This window comes from Streptomyces sp. NPDC107546 (assembly GCF_055639175.1).
The window spans coordinates 25,511-47,040 of sequence record NZ_JBVKBA010000036.1; the positions used below are offsets into that span (position 1 = coordinate 25,511).

Sequence of the window (21,530 nt, forward strand, 5' to 3'; positions counted from 1 at the left end):
GCCGCCCCCAGAGCGTCGCTCCGGCCTGAAGGGGCTCGTCCGCACATGCCGGCCGGGATGACGGTGCACAGCCATGGCTGAATGGGCGCCGATCGTCCTCACCTGCCCGACAGGACCGACTTCTCCCTGGCGTCGTCCCGTCGTTTCGGCCGCTGCCTCACCCCGACCCGGGTCCGGGTCGCCACCAACTGGCCGTCCTGCGGGTAGGCGTGCCAGGTGCGCCAGTGGACCTGGCCCTCGTGGCGCTGGGCCAGCATCGCGGTGAACGCGTGCGGACTGCCGGGGAAGACGCCGGCCAGGCCGTTGGGGTGGTCGGAGACCAGGGCCAGCAGTTCCTGGGCACGGCCGGCGAAGGAGCCGGGCGAGAGCACCTCGACGCGGGCCGCGAACTCGTACTCCCAGTCGCCGACCCGCTTGGCGACACCCAGTGGCAGCGGGGTGCTGGAGCCCGCGATGCACGCCACCGTCTCCGAGCAGATGCCCCGCTCCTCCGTAAGGAGCACCTGGTGGGACGCGCCGAGGAGGCGCAACTGCAGCTGCGTCCCGGCGAGTTCGAGGTCGAGGGTGGCGAGCGCGGGCAGCGGCTCGCGGCCCAGGGTCCAGGCCAGATCGGCCGCGCGCGTGTCGGTGTAGGAGGTGTTCAGGGTCGTGAGCATGGATCGGCTCCGCTAGCACGCAAAGTGAGAAGTGGGGATCCGGAGCACCCCGGTCGTGGCGCCGGGGACAAGGCCGGCTCAGCCAGTCGGGTAATGCTTCCGGTCGGCCCGGTGGGGAGGGACTCCTGCCGGACAGGTGTCCGAAGGGCGTCCGCGGGCTGCGTTGGTGTGTTGAGAGGGAATCATGAACTGTGGTCCCGGCAAAGCGTTTTTACCCAAGTTCGTAGGGTTTCCATCCCACGGGGGCTCCCCAGCTCAATTGTTCAACTATCGCGTGCGCCTGGAGTGTTGCTGTGTGAGCCGTGCGCCCCTTCGCGACGCGGCAATGAGCGCACGTCCCACATACAGCGCCGTCGGCACGCGCCGTCGCGCTCCCCCGGGAGAGGCGGTCGTCGGTCGGGTGCTGACGTGTGGGCACATGGGCCGGGTGGCCGCCGGGATCCGTCCCGGCGGCCACCCGGTGCGCGCGGCCCGGATGCGTCCGGAGCCCGACTGCCCCGTGTCAGTTGCCTCCGCCGCACGACGACCCGCACGACGAGTGGCCGCCGCAGGAGTGGCCCCCGCCGCACGAGTGGTGCCCGCCCGAGTGGTGCCCGCCCGAGTGGTGGCCGCTCGACGAACCGCCGTCGGTCCCGGCCACCCACCAGCTGCCGGCCCCGGTGTCCCCGCTGCCCCCGTGGCTTCCGTCGCGCCCCCGGCCCGTCCGCGTCCGCGCCCCGGAGCGGCCCCCCGACCGCACCGCTCCCTTCTTCGAACGACGCTGTGCCGACACGAGCAGCGCCACCACAACGACGCAGACGATCGCCAGAAAGATGCCGGTGACCATGGCACCGTCCCCCTTTCGAATCCCCCGAAGCGACCCCCCGTGGGCGCCTCCGTCTTCCTGAATGGTCGGGGGATGCCCGCGGCGGTGACCGGCCAAAGCAGAGTTGAGGAAGTCCAGAGCTTGGGCGCAGGATGGCGGCCATGACCTCCAGCGCGCGCCCCTTCCTCAACCGCCGCCTCACCGAGTTCGGGACGACGATCTTCGCCGAGATGTCGGCCCTCGCCGTGAGCACCGGGTCGATCAACCTCGGTCAGGGCTTCCCCGACACCGACGGCCCCGAGGAGGTGCGGGAGGCCGCCGTACGGGCGCTGCGCGACGGGCACGGCAACCAGTACCCGCCGGGGCCCGGCGTCCCCGAGCTGCGTGCCGCGATCGCCGCCCACCAGGAGCGGCGCTACAGGCTCGGGTACGACCCCGACACGGAGGTGCTGGTCACCGCCGGCGCGACCGAGGCGATCGCGGCGGCGCTGCTGGCGCTGCTGGAACCGGGTGACGAGGTGGTCGCCCTGGAGCCGTACTACGACTCGTACGCCGCCTGCATCGCGATGGCGGGCGGCCGGCGCGTACCGGTCACGCTGCGCCCCTCGGAGGGCAGCTTCCGGCTGGACCTGGACGAGCTGCGCGACGCCGTCACCGACCGGACCCGGCTGCTGCTGATCAACACCCCGCACAACCCGACCGGGACCGTGCTCACCCACGAGGAGCTGCGGGCGATCGCCGAGCTGGCCGTCGAGCGCGATCTGCTGGTGGTCACCGACGAGGTGTACGAGCACCTGGTGTTCGACGAGGCGGAGCACGTACCGCTGGCGACCTTCCCCGGGATGCGCGAGCGGACGGTGACCATCGGGTCGGCCGGGAAGACGTTCTCGTTCACGGGGTGGAAGGTCGGCTGGGTGACGGCGACGCCGGGGCTGGTGGCGGCGGTGCGGTCGGCCAAGCAGTTCCTGACGTACGTGGCGTCCGGGCCGTTCCAGTACGCCGTCGCCGAGGCCCTGCGCCTGCCCGACGCCTACTTCACGGACTTCCGCGACGATCTGCGCGCCAAGCGGGACCTGCTCAGCGCCGGTCTCACCGACGCCGGCTTCACGGTCTTCCGGCCGACAGGCACCTATTTCGTCACCACCGACATCCGCCCCCTCGGCGAGAGGGACGGCTTCGCCTTCTGCCGCGCCCTCCCCGAGCGGGCGGGTGTCGTCGCCATCCCGAACGCGGTCTTCTACGACCACAAAGAGGCGGGGGCACCCTACGTCCGGTTCGCGTTCTGCAAACGCGTCGAGGTGCTGGCGGACGCGACGGAACGGCTCCGCAAGGCGTTCGCGCGCTGACCACCGTCGGGACCGGCCCCTCCTCTCATCCGCTCCTGCTCTCCCACTGCCCCCCTCACGCGGCCACTGCCCCCTCACGCGGCGGCACTCCGCCCGGCCCGGCGCTCAGCGCGGAGAACATCGCCGACGGCGTCATGCGGGGGCTCGGCCAGCCGGCCGGCGTCGACGTCGACACCGTCACGATCCGCCCTACCGGGCAGGTCGACCAGGGCCTCGTTCGGATCACGCCTGCCTGAAGCCGGACCCGAGCGAGCACCCGCCGGCAGCGCCGCGCATCGCGTGCGGAGGCCGGTACCGGCGGAGGCCGGTACCGGCGGAGGCCGGCTCACCGGCGCGGTGGTGCTGAAGTTGGCAGTGGCGGCCCTGTTGCAAGACGGCTGCGTGTCAGGCGTGGGAATTCGTCGGCGCGCGGACGCGCAAGGTCGCAAATCGGGACATGATCGACGCATGGTTCCGGTGTGACCCACGTCAGTACCATCCCGGCCCCGGCCGCCGAGCGCCCGGGCCACCGCGACTCCGTCCGTCCGACCGGTGGCGGGCGGCGGCCGGCCGCCACGGCCCTCACCGCCCTCGGGCTGTTCGTCGCCGTCCGGCTGTCCGGCGTGCTCGTGCTCGCCGTCGCCGCCCGGGCGGCGGGCAAGAACCCGCTGCTCCTGCTCGGGCGCTCCTGGGACTCCGTCTGGTACCTGCGGATCGCCGCCCACGGCTACGGGTTCACCCAGCACACCCCCACCGGCGTCCACAGCGACCTGGCGTTCTTCCCGCTGTACCCGGGCATGGTCCACACCGTCACCACGATCGCCCCCCTCGGCGGCGGTGCGGCGGGACTGCTGGTGTCCTGGACGGCGGCCGCGGTCGCCGCATGCGGCATCCACCGCATCGGCCTGCGGGTGTACGGCCCCGCGGTGGCCGTCGTCCTGGTCCTGCTGTGGGGTCTGCTGCCGCACTCCGTCGTGCTGTCGATGGCCTACACGGAACCCGTCATGACCGCGTTCGCCGCCTGGTCGCTGTACGCGGTCCTGACCCGCCGCTGGGTGTGGGCGGGCGCGCTGGCGGCGCTGGCGGGGCTCGCCCGGCCCAACGGCGTCGCAGTGACCGCGGCGGTCCTCGCGGCGGCCGGCCTGGAGGTGTGGCGGCAGCGCGGGCGCGGAGTTTCCCCCAGGCTGTGGACGGGCGCGGCGCTCGCACCGCTCGGCTGGGGCGGCTACGTCGTGTGGGTGGGCCGCCGCCGGGGCGATCCGCTCGGCGGCTACTTCACCGTGCAACGGCTGTGGGGCTCCCGCTTCGACTTCGGGCGGGGCGCCCTGAACTTCACCGAGCACATGCTGCTGCACGGCACCCGGCTGCTGTTCCCGATGGCGCTGGTGATCGTCGGGGTGAGCACCGTGCTGTTCGCCCTGCTGGTCGTGGACCGGGCCCCGCTGCCGCTCGTCGTCCACAGCGGCGTGCTGCTGCTGATCGCGCTCGGCGGCTCCGGGTTCTTCGAGTCCAAGCCGCGTTTTCTGCTGCCGGCGTTCCCGCTGCTGATCGTGGTGGCGCGGGCGCTGGTGCGAACAGCGCGAGCCCGGCCGTGGCACGCCGCCGTGGTGGCGGGCGCGCTGGCCGGGCTCTCGTTCGTCTATGGGGCCTATCTGGTGGTGCTGGCCCGATCTCCCCTCTAGTGCGGGCGAACCGCCGCGGCACCGGACGGGTCCGGCCGGGGCTACTCCCCGTCGTCCTCGGGCTTCTCGGCGTCGTCGACCTCTTCCGCGAGGCCGAGCTGCTCCACGAGCCACCGGTCGAACTCGATGGCGGCCCGTACCCAGCTGACGGTCGAGGAGACGAAGTGCTCCAGGCTCACACCCGTGCCGATCAGCATCTGTGCCTCGCCGATGAGGCGGACGGTGCCGTCGTCGTGGGTGTGGCTGTAGACCTTGGGCCACAGCGTGCGCCGGTTCCAGTCGTCGATGGACTCCAGCAGCTGGGGCTTCTCGTCGATCTTGTGGGGCCGGTCGTAGAACGTCCGCACCGAGAAGACCTGCTGATCGCCTTCGCCGCGGAACATGAAGTACGTACGGAACTGCTCCCACGGCGCGACGAGGTCACCCTCTTCGTCGACGAGGTGCTTGAGCTCCATCTGGTCCAGGAGCTGCTTCACGAGGTCCTGATCCGGAACCACGGGGCCCGCCGGAGGCTGCGGCTCGGGCTGGCCCCCGAAATTCGGAATCGAGGACGGGTCGATGCTCACCGTGTTCTTCCCTTCGTACGGATTCCGCCATCCTCCCTCATGCGGGGAGGGGGGTGGCAACCCCCGACGGTTCGTGTCAGCCGATGGCTGACACGAACCGGTCACGTGGGCGGGCGTACTTTCGAGTACCCGGGAGCCGTGCGGTCCCCTACAGCGTCTTGCCCGTCGCCGGCCCCACCAGCAGACCCTCGCCGAAGCGGTCCACCCGGACCGTGTCGCCGTCCTTGACCTCGCCCGCCAGGATCTCCCTGGCGAGGCGGTCACCGATGGCCGTCTGGACCAGGCGGCGCAGCGGGCGGGCGCCGTAGGCCGGGTCCAGGCCCTCCTCGGCGAGCCAGGCCAGGGCCTCGGGGGTGATCTCCAGGTTCAGGCGCCGCTCGTGCAGCCGCTTGGCCAGGCGCTCGATCTGGAGCTGTGCGATCCGCTCCAGCTCGGGCTTGGTCAGCGCCGAGAAGACCACCAGGTCGTCGAGCCGGTTGAGGAACTCAGGCTTGAAGGAGGACCGGACCACCTCGAGGACCTGCTCCTTCTTCTCCGCCCCAGTGGTGAGCGGATCGACCAGGTACTGGCTGCCCAGGTTCGAGGTCAGCACCAGGATGGTGTTGCGGAAGTCGACCGTACGGCCCTGGCCGTCGGTCAGACGGCCGTCGTCCAGCACCTGGAGCAGGATGTCGAAGACCTCGGGGTGGGCCTTCTCCACCTCGTCGAGCAGGATGACGCTGTACGGGCGGCGGCGCACCGCCTCCGTCAGCTGGCCGCCCTCCTCGTAGCCGACGTACCCGGGCGGGGCGCCGACCAGCCGGGCGACACTGTGCTTCTCGCCGTACTCCGACATGTCGATGCGGACCATGGCCCGCTCGTCGTCGAAGAGGAAGTCCGCGAGCGCCTTGGCGAGCTCGGTCTTGCCGACGCCCGTGGGGCCGAGGAAGAGGAACGAGCCCGTCGGCCGGTCGGGGTCCGAGATGCCCGCGCGGCTGCGGCGTACGGCGTCGGAGACGGCCCGTACGGCCTCGCTCTGGCCGATGAGCCGCTTGCCGATCTCCTCCTCCATGCGCAGCAGCTTCTGCGTCTCGCCCTCCAGGAGGCGCCCGGCGGGGATACCGGTCCAGGAGGCGACGACGTCCGCGATGTCGTCGGAGCCGACCTCCTCCTTGACCATGGTGTCCTTCGTGGCCTCCTCCTCGGCCTCGGAGGCGGCCTCCAGCTCCTTCTCCACGGCCGGGATCTCGCCGTACAGCAGCTTGGAGGCGGTGTCGAAGTCGCCGTCGCGCTGGGCGCGCTCGGCCTGGCCGCGCAGGTCGTCCAGCTTCTCCTTCAGCTCACCGACGCGGTTGAGGGACTGCTTCTCCTTCTCCCAGCGGGCGGTCAGGCCCCGCAACTCCTCCTCCTTGTCGGCGAGGTCGCGGCGCAACTTCTCCAGGCGCTCACGGGAGGCCGCGTCGGTCTCCTTGTCGAGGGCCAGCTCCTCCATGCGCAGCCGGTCCACGGCACGCTGGAGTTCGTCGATCTCGACCGGGGACGAGTCGATCTCCATGCGCAGCCGCGAGGCCGCCTCGTCAACGAGGTCGATGGCCTTGTCGGGCAGGAAGCGGGAGGTGATGTAGCGGTCGGACAGCGCGGCGGCGGCCACCAGGGCGCTGTCCGCGATCTGCACCTTGTGGTGGGCCTCGTACCGGCCCTTGAGGCCGCGCAGGATGGCGATGGTGTCCTCGACGGTCGGCTCGCCCACGAAGACCTGCTGGAAGCGGCGCTCCAGCGCGGCGTCCTTCTCGATGCGCTCACGGTACTCGTCGAGCGTGGTCGCGCCGATCATGCGCAGCTCGCCGCGGGCCAGCATCGGCTTCAGCATGTTGCCGGCGTCCATCGAGGAGTCGCCGCCGGCGCCCGCGCCCACGACGGTGTGCAGCTCGTCGATGAAGGTGATGATCTGGCCGTCGCTGTCCTTGATCTCGGAGAGCACGGTCTTCAACCGCTCCTCGAACTCACCGCGGTACTTCGCGCCCGCGACCATGGCGCCCAGGTCGAGCGCGACGAGGCGCTTGTTCCTGAGCGACTCGGGCACGTCGCCCTTCACGATCCGCTGGGCGAGCCCCTCGACGACGGCGGTCTTGCCGACGCCGGGCTCACCGATGAGGACGGGGTTGTTCTTCGTACGGCGGGACAGCACCTGTACGACGCGGCGGATCTCCTGGTCCCGGCCGATGACCGGGTCCAGCTTGCCGTCGCGCGCGGCGGCGGTGAAGTCGGTGCCGAACTTCTCGAGGGCCTTGTACTGCCCCTCCGGGTCCGGGGTCGTCACCCGGCGTCCTCCCCTGGTCTTCTGGAACGCGTCCAGCAGCTTCTTGGCGTCCGCTCCCTGCCCGGACAGGACCTCCCCGGCGGCGCCGCCCTTCGCGGCGATGCCGATGAGCAGGTGCTCGGTGGACAGGTAGTCGTCGCCGAGGTCCTTGGCGCGCTTGTCCGCGTCCGCGACCACGGCGAGCATGTCGCGGTTGGGCTGGGGCGGCGCTACGGTCGACCCGGTCACGCGGGGCAGCCCGGCGAGCAGGCGCTCCGCGCCGGAACGCACGGAGGCCCGGTCGGCGTCCACGGCGACGAGCAGGTCGATGATGTTCTCGTTGTCCTGCCCCTCGAGCAACGCGAGGAGCAGGTGGGCGGGGGTGAGGTCCGGGTGGCCCTCCGACACGGCCCGTTGGGTGGCCGCGTTGATCGCGTCCCGGCTCCTGTTGGTCAGCTCGGCGTCCACGTGTCCGTTCTCCTCCTGCGGGTCAGCCGCGCTCAGCTGTGCCTTCCACTGTGACTACGTCAACGTACACAAAGTTGAGTCTATTCCACTCAAGGCGCCGCACGGGAGAGGGAACGGCTAGGTTCCGGTTCCATGGCCACGTACTCCCAAGACCCCGGCGCACCCGATGCCGAGTACCTCAGGTTCTGGCGGGAAAGACACCTGTGCACGCTGACGACCCTGCGCCCGGACGGCAGCCCGCACGTCGTCCCGGTCGGAGTGACGTACGACCCCGGGGCGCGGCTGGCCCGGGTGATCACGAACAAGGCGAGCACGAAGGTGGGACATGTGACGGCTGCGGGGCCCGAGGGGGCGCCGGTCGCGGTCTGCCAGGTGGACGGGCGACGGTGGGCCACGCTGGAGGGGCGCGCACACGTCTCGGCCGACCCCGGGCGGGTCGCGGAGGCGGAGCGGCGCTACGCCGAGCGCTACGGCAGGGTGCCGGCGCCGAACCCGTCGCGCGTGGTGATCGAGATCGGGCTCTCCCGGGCACTGGGACGCGGTTGATCGCCGGGCCCGCCACGGCGACTGGTTTCGGCCACCGTCGGATCCTGGTGATGTCCGGAGATGTCCGCCGAAAACTGCAGCGGCGTCACCGTGTTCAGGTCACGGTGACGCCGCTGCGGGGGGAAGCACCTGAGCGATTTGTTACGACGGGGGAATCGCGTCAGGCACTGCGGGGGGTGGCTGAGATGGTCCTCACTTCCGGGCTGTCCGCCTCGGACAGCCGGTGGTCACGCTGGTCCAGGTTCACAAAGATCATTCCGTACCGGATGGCGCACCGCACAGGCTGCGGCGCTCCCCGAGGCCGCCGCAGCAGCCGGTACGCCCGCACGTCCTCGTCCTCGTCCCGGGTGACGACGACGGGCTCCCCGAACACGGTCACCATCAACGAGTCACCGCTGTGGGGGATGGCGGTGGCCAGGTCGATGAAGTGCCAGCCCGAGCGGTAGGCGGTGGCCATTTCCCGGCGGAAGGACCGGTCGTCGGGCGGGGTGGTCATGAGGTCGTCCCCGGCGCGGCGAGAGGCGCACTCGCCCCCCAACCGGTGTCCGCCGGCGTCGCGACGATCCCCGTCGGCTCACTGGCACCCCAGCCGGTGTCCAGCTTGGCGACGCCGACCGCCTGCGCCGTCCCCGCCCCGGCACCGAAGACCACGGCCGCAGAGAAGGCAACGGCAAGCGCCGATCGAAGCATTCTCTTGTACATAGTCGGCTTCGTCCTCACTCAACGAGTTTCCTTCCCCCGTGCCACCAAGACGATGGCTCATTCAGGCACGTCAATGCCACAGGGTCGATGCATCATGTTCCTGCATGTTCAGGACCCTGGGGGGTGGAGATTTGCCTAATAACTATCCGAAAGGGACACATCCACACGCGATTACCGATCTCTGTGAGGAGGGGACACAGCTTTATGCAAGCGCGTTGAGCACCGGCCGTATCGCCCGGTCGGAGATCAAGGACGCTCCCTGCCTCCTGGAGTTCGCGTTGCTGCACCCGGATCCTGACGACGAGAACTGGTTGCGGCCGGTTCCGCCGTCCGTCGCGCTCGCCCAACGGCTGCATCCGCTGGAGCGGGAGATCCTGGACCGTCGGCGGATCTCCATCGAACTGACCGAATCCTTCGAGCCGTTCATGGCGCTCAGCGCCCTGGCCCCTGCCCCCACCCATGCCATCACCGTGCTCGAGGGCTCCGACCGGATCAACGCGGCGCTCAACCTCGCCACGGCCGAATGCCGTCACGAGGTCCTGACCGTGCAGCCGGGTGGCGGACGCAGCGAGCACATCCTGAGGCAGGCCCTCGAGCGGGACCGTCCCCTGATGGAACGCGGCGTGAGCATGCGCACGCTCTACCAGCACACCGTGCGCCACAGTCTGGGAACCATGGCGTACGTGGAGGTCATGTCACGCGGCAAGGTCGAGATCCGCACGCTGGAGGAACTCATAGGGCGGCTCATCATCTGCGACGAGACGGTTGCCTTCGTCCCGGCGCACGACGACCAGCAAGTGGCCCTCGAACTCCGCCATCCCGGCCTCGTCAAATATCTGATCAAGGTTTTCGAGCACCTCTGGCGCCGCGCCACCCCCCTGCGCGAGGAAGTGCCCTACGAACCCGCCCGCGACGGCATCACCGGCGTCCAGCGCTCCATCGCCAAGCTTCTGGTGGAGGGTCACGTCGACGAGGCCATCGCCCGCCGGCTGGGGATGAACGTCCGCACCTGCCGGGCCCACATCGCCAAGCTGGCCCAGGCTCTGGGCAGCGGCAGCCGTGCCCAACTCGGCTACCTCATCGCCCAGTCGGGCCTCCTGAAGGAGGAGCACTGAAGCGCGAGGGTTCTACAGCTCGGTGGGGGATTCCGGAGCGCCCGGAGCGGTGACCGGCAGCAACTCGGGCGCGTGCGGCGGACCGTCCAGGCCCGTCTGGGCGATCCTCACCCCGAGCTGCGTACGGCTCGCCGCGCCCAGGGTCTCGGACAACCGGGCGATGTGCGCGCGGCAGGTGCGGACGCTGATGCCCAGCCGTTCGGCGACCACCGCGTCCTGGTGACCCTCGGCGAGCAGCGCCGCGATGGAGCGCTCCCGGTGGGTGATGCCGTCGATGCCCGTCTCGGGCAGCGGTGAGGTGAGCGGGATCGCCAGACGCCACAAACGTTCGAAGACGGTCACCAGGTACTCGATGATGGCCGGATGTCGCAGCTCCAGCGCGATCGTGCGGTCCGCGTTCGCGGGGATGAAGGCGACGGTGCGGTCGAACACGATCAGCCGCTCGGGCACCTCGTCCAGGGTGCGCGCCTCGGCCGCGTCGCCCATGAGCTCCATGTAGGTGTGCAGGCCCTGGCCGTGCCGGGCGACATGCGTGTACAGGTCGCGCATGCGCACACCCCGCCGGCGCATCTCCAGCGCCCGCGGCAGCCCCTCGGCCAGTTCGTCCTCGCGGCGGATACCCCCCGGCTGCACGGTCAGCACCTCGGTCGTGCACTGTTCCGTCGCCTCGTCCATGGCGGCGCGGATCCGCGTCAGCCCGTCCAGCACACGGATCGCCACGCCCTCCTGGGAGCCCTGCTCACGGCCGCCCAGCCCGGCGTACCACTCGACGGCGGCCACCGCCGTGCCGACCCGCGCCCGACTCGCGGAGACCTCCTCGTGCACACCGCGCAGCAGCCGGGTCATGACCTCCTGCGGGGCGGTGGGCACCAGCCAGTCCATGTCGTCGGGGTCGGGGTGCAGCAGCGCCAGCTCCAGCAGGCACGGCACCTTCGCGGCGTCGGCGCGGGGCACCCGGCCGCGACGCACGGCCCGGGAGTACACGCGGGTCCCGGCCTCGCAGAGCCGGTCAGCGCCGTGCGGATGCGCGTCCGTCCCGTGCCCGGCCATCTTCCACCCCTGGCTTACGACTCCCGGCTCCCGCGTCCCACGCGACGCGGCCCGCCGGCGACTCCCTCACGCACGCGGACGCGCGCCGTCCGCGCCGCGCCCCGCACGCCTTCGCAGCGCAACTATGCGCGGACCCGCCCGCCACCGCAACACGGCTCCCCCGCCACAACGCCCGCCCTTGCCCCCGAACATGCGGGTTTCGGCCCACCTCCGGAACTTCCGCTGCACCAAGCTGACGGGCCCGTCGGCGGAACTCCTCGATCCGGACAGGCCGCGACCCGCGCCCCCTTGGGGGCGCGGGTCGCAGGGGGCACGGCCGGGGCCCGGACCGGCTCGCCGGTCGCCGGGTACCCCGAAGGCGCGCCAGGCCTGTGCCGTCCGCACAGTGGTGACCTGAGCCGCTACCACGGCGGGCGACGCGGGTGACGACAGGCCCTTCCGGGGCTCTTAGTGCAGGTTGATCGCGGAGCAGTCCGCCTTGTACTTCGCGGTGCAGATGTCCTTGACGGTGTAGATGCCGTCCTGGATCACCGTGTCCTTGATGTTGTCCCTCGTGAGGGCGACCACCGGCACGAGCATCGACGGGATGTTCTTCTCCGTCGGGCTGTCGACATGGTCACGGGTCAGTGCGTCGAACTCGATCGAGCGGCCCTGGACCTTGGCCACGGCCATCTCCGCGGCGTTGTTCGCCTCGTCCGGGTACGACTTGTACACGCTCATGTACTGCTCACCGGAGACGATCCGCTGCACCGCGTCCAGCGCCGCGTCCTGCCCGGTCACCGGCGGCACCTTGCTGACGCCCGCCTCCTTCAGCGCGTCGATGACGGCGCCGGCCATGCCGTCGTTCGCGGAGTAGACCGCGGCGATGTTGCTCAGCCCGACGGCCCGGATCGCCTCGGCCATGTTCGCCTTGGCGTTCTCCGGCTTCCAGTCCTTGGTGTCGAAGGACTTGACGATGTTGACCTTGCCCTGGAGCTCGCTGAGCGCGCCCTCCTTGAACTGCGCCGCGTTCGGGTCGGTGGGCGAGCCGTTCATCATGACGATCTTGCTGCTCGAGGCCTTGGCGCCGAGTGCGTCCATGAGGGCGCGGCCCTGCACCTGGCCGACCAGTTCGTTGTCGAAGGAGATGTACGCGTCGATGGGGCCCTGGGCGAGCCGGTCGTAGGCGATGACCGGGATGCCCGCGTCCTTGGCCTTCTGCACGCCCGGCGCGATGGCCTTGGCGTCGACCGCGTCCACCAGCAGCACGTCCGCCTTGTCGGCGATCATCTGGTCGAGCTGCTTGTTCTGCGCGGCCGCGTCGGCGTCGGCGTTGGCGTACAGGACCTTGCCCTTGTTGTCGGTGAGGGAGGCGACCTGCTTCTTGATGATGGGGTAGTCGAACCTGTCGTACCGCGGGTTCTCCTTCTCGGGCAGAAGGAGACCGACCGTGATGTCGTTGCCCTTCTTCGGCGTGGCGGAGCTGCTGCTGCCGCCGACTCCGTCGATGACGCCGCACGCGGCGAGCGAGACGGCCGACGCCGAGGCGGCCAGGGCTATGGCGGTACGACGCACAGCGGTCCTACGGGTGGTACGAACGTTCACATCAGGTGCCTTCCGGGCGAGGGAGCAGCGTTGCGACCCAGGTGGCTGAAAGCCAACGCGGGGACGGTGGGCAGCGTCAAGAACTACCGGTTAACGAGATGGCAACAGGATCACTGTGCGAGTCAAGTGAAAACCAAGAGAGCGTCGTGTGGGGACTGCTTCCGCGTCTCAGCCTGACGCCTACCCACTCCGTCACCTGGAGCGATCGCGAACTGACGTGTAGTCAACTGCCTGGCAGTGCCGCCTCCTTGGTCAAATCCCGGGACGCGTGATCCGCATCACAGTCGACAGACAGGTCTCGCCGCCCTCGCTCCAGAAGAGTCCCGATCCGATCAGAGGACCGAATGAACCAAGCCAGACGACGCACGACCGCCGCGGCGGCCACCGCCGTCGTGCTCGCGCGGCTGGGTGTGGACCGACACCACCGCACCCGTCGGCACGACCCTGTACCGGCCGGTTCTGGCACGATGAAGGGGCCCGCGGTGTTCCGCGGGCCCCTTCACCGTGTTCCACTCAGTCCTGCTGTTGCCGCTTCGGCCGCCACACCACCAGCGCGCTGGTCTGCTGGACCTCCTGATACGGCACCAGGTCACGGCGGTAGGACGCGTGGACGGCCGCCTCCCGCTGGCGCATGGCCGCCGCCGCGCCGTCAAGGGCGGCCTGGAGCTCCGCGACGCGGGACTGGAGCGCGGCGACCTGGTTCTCCAGTTCGATGATGCGCTTGATACCGGCCAGGTTGATGCCCTCGTCCTGCGACAACTGCTGCACCTGGCGGAGCAGTTCGATGTCACGGGCCGAGTAGCGCCGGCCCCGCCCCGCGGTGCGGTCCGGGGACACGAGCCCCAGACGGTCGTACTGGCGCAGCGTCTGCGGGTGCAGTCCGGAGAGCTGGGCCGCCACCGAGATGACGTAGACCGGGGTGTCCTCGGTCAGCTCATACGGGTTGCGTCGACGCCCGTCCATCTGGTCATGCTCCCTTCGCGGCCTGGAACAGCTCCGCCCGCGGGTCCTCACCCGCGGTTGCCTCGCGATACGCCTCCAGCGCGTCACGAGCCTTCCCCGACACGTCCTTCGGGACACTCACCTCCACGGTGACCAGCAGGTCGCCGCGGGTGCCGTCCTTGCGGACCGCGCCCTTTCCACGGGCGCGCATCGTACGCCCGTTCGGCGTGCCGGGGGGCAGCTTCAGCGTCACCGGGGGCCCGCCCAGGGTGGGCACCCGGATGTCGGCGCCGAGCGCCGCCTCCGCGAAGGTCACCGGAACGGTGACCGTCAGGTTGTCGCCCTTGCGACCGAAGACGGGATGCGGATTGACGTGCACGACCACGTACAGGTCACCGGCCGGGCCGCCCCGCTCGCCGGGCGCGCCCTTGCCGCGCAGCCGGATGCGCTGCCCGTCGGACACGCCCGCCGGGATGCGCACCTGCATCGTCCGGGACGACTTGGCCCGGCCGCTGCCCTTGCAGACCTCGCACGGGTCCTCCGCGATCAGCCCGCGGCCCTTGCAGTCCGGGCACGGGTCGGTCAGCGAGAAGCCGCCGCCCGAGCCGCGCGCCACCTGCCCGGTGCCGACACAGGTCGGGCACACGCGCGGCGTGCCGTTCTTGTCGCCGGTGCCCGAACAGGCCTTGCACGGTGACTGCGAGGACATGCGCAGCGGCACGGTCGCCCCGTCCACCGCCTCCATGAAGCTCAGCGTGACCTCGGACTCGATGTCCTGGCCGCGCCTGGGCTGCGTACGCGTGCCCGCGCCGCCGCCACGGTTGAACAGGCCCCCGAAGACGTCACCGAGACCACCGCCGAAGCCGCCCCCGGCGCCGCCCTGGCCGCCGAAGAGGTCGCCCAGGTCGAAGTTGAACGAGCCGCCCGCCCCGGGGCCGGGACGGAAGCCGCCGTTGCCGAACAGGGCGCGGGCCTCGTCGTACTCCTTGCGCTTCTTGGGGTCGCCGAGGACGTCGTTCGCCTCGGAGATCTCCTTGAAACGTTCCTCCGCCTTGGCGTTGCCCTTGTTGGCGTCCGGGTGGAACTCGCGGGCGAGCTTCCGGTACGCCTTCTTGATCTCGGCCTCGGTGGCGTCCTTGGGGACGCCGAGGACCTTGTAGTAGTCCTTCTCGATGAAGTCCTTGGTGCTCATCCCCGACGTCCCTCCTTCCCTACGCGTTCGTGGTGTACGTCAGCCCTCGTCCGGGCCACCGTTCTCCTTGTCGTCGCCCGCCTCGCCGGTCTCCTCGGCCTTGACCGTCTGCGCTCCCGGCTGCGGCTCGGCCACGGCCACCCGCGCGGGTCGGATGGTGCGCTCGCCGAAGCGATACCCGGGCTGCAGAATCGCCACGCACGTCGTCTCGGTGACGTCGGGCGCGTAGCTGTGCATCAGGGCCTCGTGGATGGTCGGGTCGAAGGGCTCGCCCTCCTTGCCGAACTGCTGCAGACCCATCTTCGCCGCGACGGTCTCCAGCGACTCGGCGACGGACTTGAAACCGCCCACCAGTTCGCCGTGTTCCCGCGCGCGGCCGATGTCGTCGAGTACGGGCAGGAGTTCGGCCAGGAGGTTCGCGACGGCGATCTCCTTGACCGCGATCCGGTCGCGCTCGACGCGGCGGCGGTAGTTCTGGTACTCGGCCTGGAGGCGCTGGAGGTCCGCCGTGCGCTCGCCGAGCGCCTTGCGCACCTGGTCCAGCTGGGCCACCAGACCGGCGTTGTTGTCGCTTGCGTCCCCCGCCGGGGCCGCCGCCTCCTCCGAAGAGGGGGAGGCGGCCTGCGGCTCGGCGTCATCAGGGGTGGCGCCGGAGGGGACGTCGGGCTTCTCCTCGAAGCCCGGGGTCTCCTCCGTCACGCGGCACCGTCCTTCCGCTCGTCGTCGACGATCTCGGCGTCCACCACGTCGTCGTCGGCCTTGGCCTCACCGGCACCGGCCGAAGCACCGCCGTCGGCGGCCTGCGCGGCCTGGGCGTCGGCGTACATGGCCTGACCGAGCTTCTGCGAGACGGCCGCGACCTTCTCGGTGGCGGAGCGGATCTCGGCCGTGTCCTCGCCCTTGAGGGCTTCCTTCAGCTCGCCGACCGCGGCCTCGACCTCGGCCTTGATCTCGCCGGGGACCTTGTCCTCGTTGTCCTTGAGGAACTTCTCGGTCTGGTAGACGAGCTGCTCGCCCTGGTTGCGGGCCTCGGCGGCCTCGCGGCGCTTGTGGTCCTCCTCCGCGTAGCGCTCGGCCTCCTCGCGCATGCGGTCGACCTCTTCCTTCGGGAGCGAGGAGCCGCCGGTGACGGTCATCTTCTGCTCCTTGCCGGTGCCGAGGTCCTTCGCCGTGACGTGCATGATGCCGTTGGCGTCGATGTCGAAGGAGACCTCGATCTGCGGGACGCCACGCGGCGCCGGCGGCAGACCGGTCAGCTCGAACATGCCGAGCTTCTTGTTGTACGCCGCGATCTCGCGCTCGCCCTGGTAGACCTGGATCTGCACCGACGGCTGGTTGTCCTCCGCCGTCGTGAAGATCTCCGAGCGCTTGGTCGGGATCGTGGTGTTGCGCTCGATCAGCTTGGTCATGATGCCGCCCTTGGTCTCGATGCCGAGGGACAGCGGGGTGACGTCGAGGAGCAGGACGTCCTTGACCTCGCCCTTGAGGACACCGGCCTGGAGCGAGGCGCCGATGGCGACGACCTCGTCCGGGTTCACACCCTTGTTGGCCTCCTTGCCGCCGGTCAGCTCCTTGACGAGCTCGGCGACGGCGGGCATACGGGTGGAGCCACCGACGAGGACGACGTGGTCGATCTCGTTGATGGAGATGCCGGCGTCCTTGATGACGTTGTGGAACGGCGTCTTGCAGCGCTCCAGCAGGTCGGCCGTCAGCTGCTGGAACTGAGCCCGGGTGAGCTTCTCGTCCAGGTGCAGCGGGCCCTCGGCGGACGCGGTGATGTAGGGCAGGTTGATCGAGGTCTCGGTGGACGAGGACAGCTCGATCTTCGCCTTCTCGGCAGCCTCACGCAGACGCTGCAGAGCCATCTTGTCCTTGGACAGGTCCACGCCGTGGCCGGACTGGAACTGCTTGACCAGGTAGTCGACGATGCGCTGGTCCCAGTCGTCACCACCGAGGTGGTTGTCACCGTTGGTGGCCTTCACCTCGACGACGCCGTCGCCGATCTCCAGGAGGGACACGTCGAAGGTGCCGCCACCGAGGTCGAAGACGAGGATCGTCTGGTCGTCCTTGTCGAGGCCGTAGGCGAGCGCGGCCGCGGTCGGCTCGTTGACGATACGCAGGACGTTCAGACCGGCGATCTCGCCGGCCTCCTTCGTCGCCTGGCGCTCGGAGTCGTTGAAGTAGGCCGGGACGGTGATGACCGCGTCGGTCACCTTCTCGCCCAGGTACGCCTCGGCGTCCCGCTTCAGCTTCTGCAGGATGAACGCGGAGATCTGCTGCGGGTTGAAGTCCTTGCCGTCGAGCTGGATCTTCCAGTCGGTGCCCATGTGGCGCTTCACCGAGCGGATGGTCCGGTCCACGTTCGTGACCGCCTGGCGCTTGGCGACCTCGCCGACGAGCACCTCGCCGTTCTTGGCGAAGGCGACGACGGACGGCGTGGTCCTGGCACCCTCGGCGTTGGTGATGACGGTGGGCTCGCCGCCCTCCAGAACGCTGACGACGGAGTTAGTCGTGCCCAGGTCGATGCCGACCGCACGTGCCATGGTGAATTCCTCCAGCTGACTTGAGTGGAACAGGCTCAAGGATGCACGAGGGTCGGCGCGGCGTCAACAGACCTGAGCCCAATCGACTCAACTTCTTTCCCACGCCATACGGCAACCAGAGAATCACCGCAGGTGAGGGCTGGTTCGGGACGCCGGGGACGGCAGTACAGTTCATGGCGAGACCCACCGCGGGGACCACTGAGGGAAGTGGGGCGGGCGGACAGCGCAGCGAGGCGCACACCGACGTGTACCAAGCGGGCGGTGTCGTACACCGAGCCGACTCACCGTCCGCGGCACCACGGGCCCGCGCCCCCAGGGCTCACGTCCAGCACCCCGTAACACCGTCCCCGGAACGGACCAGTCCCCGGTCGCGGGCCAGGACCGCGCGGGCGCGGGTCCCGACGGCGACCGAAACCCACAGCGACGCAGATCACCGCTTGCGCCACTACAGTGCGGCGGCATAAGTGGGTAGTCTCAGACGGACTGCATAAGTTACCGCTTAGTAATCACCGCCTTCGGAGTACACAGGAAGTACACGGAGGAAACCCCTCGCAGGCCCGAGGAGCCCCCAAATGCAACTCGCCGCGATCATCGTGTCGCTGGTCCTGGCCGTGGTCGGCGTGGCGCTGTTCGCCCGAGCCATCGGCCAGATCTACCGCTTCGTGCGGCTCGGACAGAACGTGCCCGCCGGCACCCGTACCAACGACCCCAAGCAGCGCACCGTCACCGTGGTCAAGGAATTCCTCGGCCACACCCGCATGAACCGCTGGGGCATCGTCGGCGTCGCACACTGGTTCGTGGCGGTGGGCTTCTTCACCCTGGTCCTGACCCTGATCAACGCCTTCGGGCAGCTCTTCGAGGCCGACTGGGCGCTGCCGATCATCGGGCACTGGCTGCCGTACGAGCTGTTCGTCGAGGTCGTCGGCACCATGACGACGCTCGGCATCCTCACCCTGATCGTCATCCGCCAGCTGTCGCTGCCCACCCGGCCCGGACGCAAGTCCCGGTTCGCGGGCTCCAACTTCGGCCAGGCCTACTTCGTCGAGTCCGTGATCCTGATCATCGGCCTGGCGATCATGACACTGCGCGGCCTGGAGGGCGCCCTGGCCGGCGTCGACCACTACGAGGCCGGGTACTTCGCCTCGTACCCGCTGGTCGCCGCCTTCCACGGCCTGGGCGTCGGCACCCTGCAGAACCTGGTCTACCTGGTGGCGATGATCAAGATCGCGACGTCCTTCATCTGGATGATCACGGTCTCGCTGAAGACGGACATGGGTATCGCATGGCACCGCTTCCTCGCCTTCCCGAACATCTGGTTCAAGCGGGAGAGCGACGGCGGTACGGCCCTGGGCGCTCTCCAGCCGATGACGAGCGGCGGCAAGCCGATCGACTTCACCGACCCCGGCGACGACGACGTCTTCGGCGTCTCCCAGGTCGAGCAGTTCTCCTGGAAGGGCCTGCTGGACTTCTCCACCTGCACCGAGTGCGGCCGCTGCCAGTCGCAGTGCCCCGCCTGGAACACGGGCAAGCCGCTCTCCCCGAAGCTCCTGATCATGTCCCTGCGGGACCACGCGCACGCCAAGGCGCCGTACCTGCTGGCCGGCGGCGGCAAGACCATGGAGGGCGAGGAGAAGGCGTCCGAGGAGCAGCTTGCTTCGGTGCCCGCCTCCGCGCTGGCCGAGGCCGAGCGCCCGCTGATCGGCACCGCCGAGGAGAACGGCGTCATCGACCCGGACGTGCTGTGGTCCTGCACCACCTGCGGCGCCTGCGTCGAGCAGTGCCCGGTCGACATCGAGCACGTCGACCACATCGTCGACATGCGCCGCTACCAGGTGATGATCGAGTCCGCGTTCCCGTCCGAGGCGGGCACGATGCTCAAGAACCTGGAGAAGAAGGGCAACCCCTGGGGCCTGGCCAAGAAGCAGCGCCTGGAGTGGACCAAGGAGGTCGACTTCGAGGTGCCGGTCGTCGGCCGGGACATCGAGGACCTCACCGAGGTCGAGTACCTGTACTGGGTCGGCTGCGCGGGCGCCCTGGAGGACCGCGCGAAGAAGACCACCAAGGCCTTCGCCGAGCTGCTGCACATCGCGGGCGTGAAGTTCGCGATCATGGGCGGCGACGAGAAGTGCACCGGTGACTCCGCCCGCCGCCTGGGCAACGAGCCCCTCTTCCAGGAGCTCGGCATGGAGAACGTGGCGGCCCTGAACATGGCGTTCGGCGAGTCCCTCGACGAGGACGGCAACGTCGACCCCTCGACCAGGAAGCCGAAGTCGGCGAAGAAGATCGTCGCCACCTGCCCGCACTGCCTGAACACCATCGGCAACGAGTACCCGCAGCTCGGCGGCGACTACGAGGTCATCCACCACACCCAGCTGCTCCAGCACCTCGTCGACGAGGGCAAACTGGTCCCGGTCACCCCGGTCGAGGGCATCATCACCTACCACGACCCGTGCTACCTGGGCCGCCACAACAAGATCTACACGCCCCCGCGCGAGATCATCGGCAAGGTCCCGGGCCTGCGCAACGAGGAGATGCACCGCCACAAGGAGCGCGGCTTCTGCTGCGGCGCCGGTGGCGCCCGGATGTGGATGGAGGAGCGGATCGGCAAGCGCATCAACAACGAGCGCGTCGACGAGGCCCTCTCCCTCAACCCGGACATCGTCTCGACGGCCTGCCCGTTCTGCCTGGTCATGCTCACGGACTCGGTGAACGGCAAGAAGAACGACGGCAAGGCCAAGGAGTCCATCCAGGTCGTGGACGTGGCCCAGCTGCTCCTCGACTCCGTCAAGACGCCGGTCGACGAGCCGCCGGCGGGCCAGGCGGACGCGGAGAGCACGCCGGAGCCGGAACCGGTGAAGTAACAGGGCGGCCATACACCCCCGAAGGGCACAGCGCCCAAGGGCGCAACGCCGAAAGGTGCAGCAGCCGAGGGGCCGGGATCGCGGAAGGCGACCCCGGCCCCTCGGCCGTTGCCGGGTCACCTACGTCCGGGGCGCAGCGCAAACATCGACGGCACACTGAGACGTCCCTGATTCCCCGCCTGACGGCCCCTTAGGGGATGTCACAGCTCGGCAGCAAAGCGGGCCCTCGGCCCCGGACCCGGCACGTCACCCTCCGGGAACAGGTACGTTCGAAGACGTGGCTGGATTCAGGATCGGGCGCGGCCGGGAGGCCCGCGCTCCTCAAGCGCGACCGCAGCAACCGCCGAACGGCCGGCAGGCGCCGCAGGCCTCCTCGTACGGCTACCCCGCCGCGCCTCAGCAGCAGTACGGCGGGGCACAGCCCTACGGCGGCCGCCCGCAGTGGCAGGCGCCGCAGCCCCAGGGCGAGCCGGAGTACTTCGGCGACGACGGCCAGGGCCACCCCCACACCACGGATCCCTACGCGGCCAACAACCCGGGCCACACCCAGGCGTTCTCCGTCGGCGAGGACCCCTACAACGAGAGTCAGACCTACCGCGCGGGCCAGGCCTCGACGCCGCCTGCCGGTCCGCGGCTGCACTGGAAGGAGCTGCTGCGGGGCATCGTGCTGTCCCCGACCCAGACGTTCCTCCAGATGCGGGACTACACGATGTGGGGGCCGGCCCTCATCGTGACGTTCCTGTACGGCCTGCTCGCGGTCTTCGGCTTCGACGGCGCCCGTCAGGACGCGATCAACGCCACGCTCTCCAGCGCGATCCCGATCGTCCTGACGACCGCAGTGGCGATCGTGATCAGCTCCTTCATCCTGGGCGTGGTCACCCACACCCTGGCCCGCCAGCTCGGCGGCGACGGCGCCTGGCAGCCCACGGTCGGCCTGTCCATGCTGATCATGTCCATCACGGACGCACCACGCCTGGTCGTCGCGATGTTCTTCGGCGGCGACGCGTCCTTCGTCCAGCTCCTGGGCTGGGCGACCTGGGTCGCGGCGGGCGCGCTGCTGACCGTGATGGTCTCCAAGTCCCACGACCTGCCCTGGCCGAAGGCTCTGGGCGCGTCGGCGATCCAGCTGATCGCGATCCTGTCGATCATCAAGCTGGGGACGTTCTAGCCGCACGGCTTCGAACGGCTCCGACCAAGGCCCGGCGCCGAGTGCGC

The 21,530-nt window shown here is 69.9% G+C and carries 16 protein-coding genes; 6 read left to right on the forward strand and 10 right to left on the reverse strand.

The features are described 5' to 3' along the window. Window positions 1-98 precede the first annotated feature (98 nt). Window positions 99-656 (reverse strand): DUF2617 family protein, encoded by a 558-nt coding sequence (locus ACZ7L1_RS33285; protein WP_471442581.1) that lies wholly within the window; start codon window positions 654-656, stop codon window positions 99-101. Between the two features lie 957 nt (window positions 657-1,613). Here ACZ7L1_RS33285 and ACZ7L1_RS33290 point away from each other — a divergent pair. Next, window positions 1,614-2,807 carry a pyridoxal phosphate-dependent aminotransferase gene (locus ACZ7L1_RS33290; protein ID WP_471442583.1) on the forward strand — a complete coding sequence of 398 codons (1,194 nt, stop codon included), beginning with the start codon at window positions 1,614-1,616 and terminating at the stop codon, window positions 2,805-2,807. 458 nt (window positions 2,808-3,265) lie between these two features. Further along, a complete protein-coding gene (locus ACZ7L1_RS33295; RefSeq protein ID WP_471442585.1) occupies window positions 3,266-4,468 on the forward strand; it encodes a mannosyltransferase family protein in 1,203 nt (400 codons plus the stop codon). Between the two features lie 41 nt (window positions 4,469-4,509). Here ACZ7L1_RS33295 and ACZ7L1_RS33300 read toward each other — a convergent pair whose 3' ends face one another. Then, the gene (locus tag ACZ7L1_RS33300) at window positions 4,510-5,034 is read right to left on the reverse strand and encodes a YbjN domain-containing protein (RefSeq protein WP_103837862.1); all 525 of its coding nucleotides are present in this window, start codon (window positions 5,032-5,034) and stop codon (window positions 4,510-4,512) included. 148 nt (window positions 5,035-5,182) lie between these two features. Then, a complete protein-coding gene (clpB, locus tag ACZ7L1_RS33305) occupies window positions 5,183-7,780 on the reverse strand; it encodes an ATP-dependent chaperone ClpB (protein ID WP_471442587.1) in 2,598 nt (865 codons plus the stop codon). A gap of 132 nt (window positions 7,781-7,912) precedes the next feature. On the opposite strand from clpB, the gene ACZ7L1_RS33310 reads away from it, so the two are divergent. After that, the gene (locus tag ACZ7L1_RS33310; RefSeq protein ID WP_471442588.1) at window positions 7,913-8,326 is read left to right on the forward strand and encodes a pyridoxamine 5'-phosphate oxidase family protein; all 414 of its coding nucleotides are present in this window, start codon (window positions 7,913-7,915) and stop codon (window positions 8,324-8,326) included. Window positions 8,327-8,486: 160 nt separating this feature from the next. Here the strand turns inward: ACZ7L1_RS33310 and ACZ7L1_RS33315 are convergent, their stop codons facing one another. Further along, on the reverse strand, window positions 8,487-8,822 hold the full coding sequence (locus tag ACZ7L1_RS33315) for a Rieske (2Fe-2S) protein (protein WP_200422238.1): 336 nt from the start codon (window positions 8,820-8,822) through the stop codon (window positions 8,487-8,489). A 310-nt stretch (window positions 8,823-9,132) separates the two neighbouring features. On the opposite strand from ACZ7L1_RS33315, the gene ACZ7L1_RS33320 reads away from it, so the two are divergent. Then, window positions 9,133-10,143 carry a helix-turn-helix transcriptional regulator gene (locus ACZ7L1_RS33320; protein WP_471442590.1) on the forward strand — a complete coding sequence of 337 codons (1,011 nt, stop codon included), beginning with the start codon at window positions 9,133-9,135 and terminating at the stop codon, window positions 10,141-10,143. 12 nt (window positions 10,144-10,155) lie between these two features. On the opposite strand, the gene ACZ7L1_RS33325 is transcribed toward ACZ7L1_RS33320, so the two are convergent. From ACZ7L1_RS33325 to dnaK, 6 genes are all read right to left on the reverse strand, one after another. Further along, window positions 10,156-11,193 carry a helix-turn-helix transcriptional regulator gene (locus ACZ7L1_RS33325; RefSeq protein WP_471442592.1) on the reverse strand — a complete coding sequence of 346 codons (1,038 nt, stop codon included), beginning with the start codon at window positions 11,191-11,193 and terminating at the stop codon, window positions 10,156-10,158. A 447-nt stretch (window positions 11,194-11,640) separates the two neighbouring features. Beyond that, a complete protein-coding gene (locus ACZ7L1_RS33330) occupies window positions 11,641-12,747 on the reverse strand; it encodes a sugar ABC transporter substrate-binding protein (RefSeq protein WP_471442594.1) in 1,107 nt (368 codons plus the stop codon). Between the two features lie 543 nt (window positions 12,748-13,290). Continuing rightward, window positions 13,291-13,740 (reverse strand): heat shock protein transcriptional repressor HspR, encoded by a 450-nt coding sequence (locus ACZ7L1_RS33335; protein WP_471442596.1) that lies wholly within the window; start codon window positions 13,738-13,740, stop codon window positions 13,291-13,293. A 4-nt stretch (window positions 13,741-13,744) separates the two neighbouring features. Further along, on the reverse strand, window positions 13,745-14,911 hold the full coding sequence (gene dnaJ / locus ACZ7L1_RS33340; RefSeq protein ID WP_471442598.1) for a molecular chaperone DnaJ: 1,167 nt from the start codon (window positions 14,909-14,911) through the stop codon (window positions 13,745-13,747). Between the two features lie 39 nt (window positions 14,912-14,950). Next, window positions 14,951-15,610 (reverse strand): nucleotide exchange factor GrpE, encoded by a 660-nt coding sequence (gene grpE, locus ACZ7L1_RS33345; protein ID WP_471442600.1) that lies wholly within the window; start codon window positions 15,608-15,610, stop codon window positions 14,951-14,953. Beyond that, window positions 15,607-17,454: a molecular chaperone DnaK gene (gene dnaK, locus ACZ7L1_RS33350; protein WP_471442602.1), complete on the reverse strand. Its 1,848-nt coding sequence runs from the start codon at window positions 17,452-17,454 to the stop codon at window positions 15,607-15,609. The genes grpE and dnaK overlap by 4 nt, the downstream gene beginning before the upstream one ends. 572 nt (window positions 17,455-18,026) lie before the next feature. Here dnaK and ACZ7L1_RS33355 point away from each other — a divergent pair. After that, the gene (locus ACZ7L1_RS33355; protein ID WP_471442604.1) at window positions 18,027-20,315 is read left to right on the forward strand and encodes a (Fe-S)-binding protein; all 2,289 of its coding nucleotides are present in this window, start codon (window positions 18,027-18,029) and stop codon (window positions 20,313-20,315) included. A gap of 277 nt (window positions 20,316-20,592) precedes the next feature. Next, window positions 20,593-21,483, forward strand: coding sequence for a Yip1 family protein (locus ACZ7L1_RS33360; protein ID WP_471442606.1), 891 nt, complete (start codon window positions 20,593-20,595; stop codon window positions 21,481-21,483). Window positions 21,484-21,530: the final 47 nt, after the last annotated feature.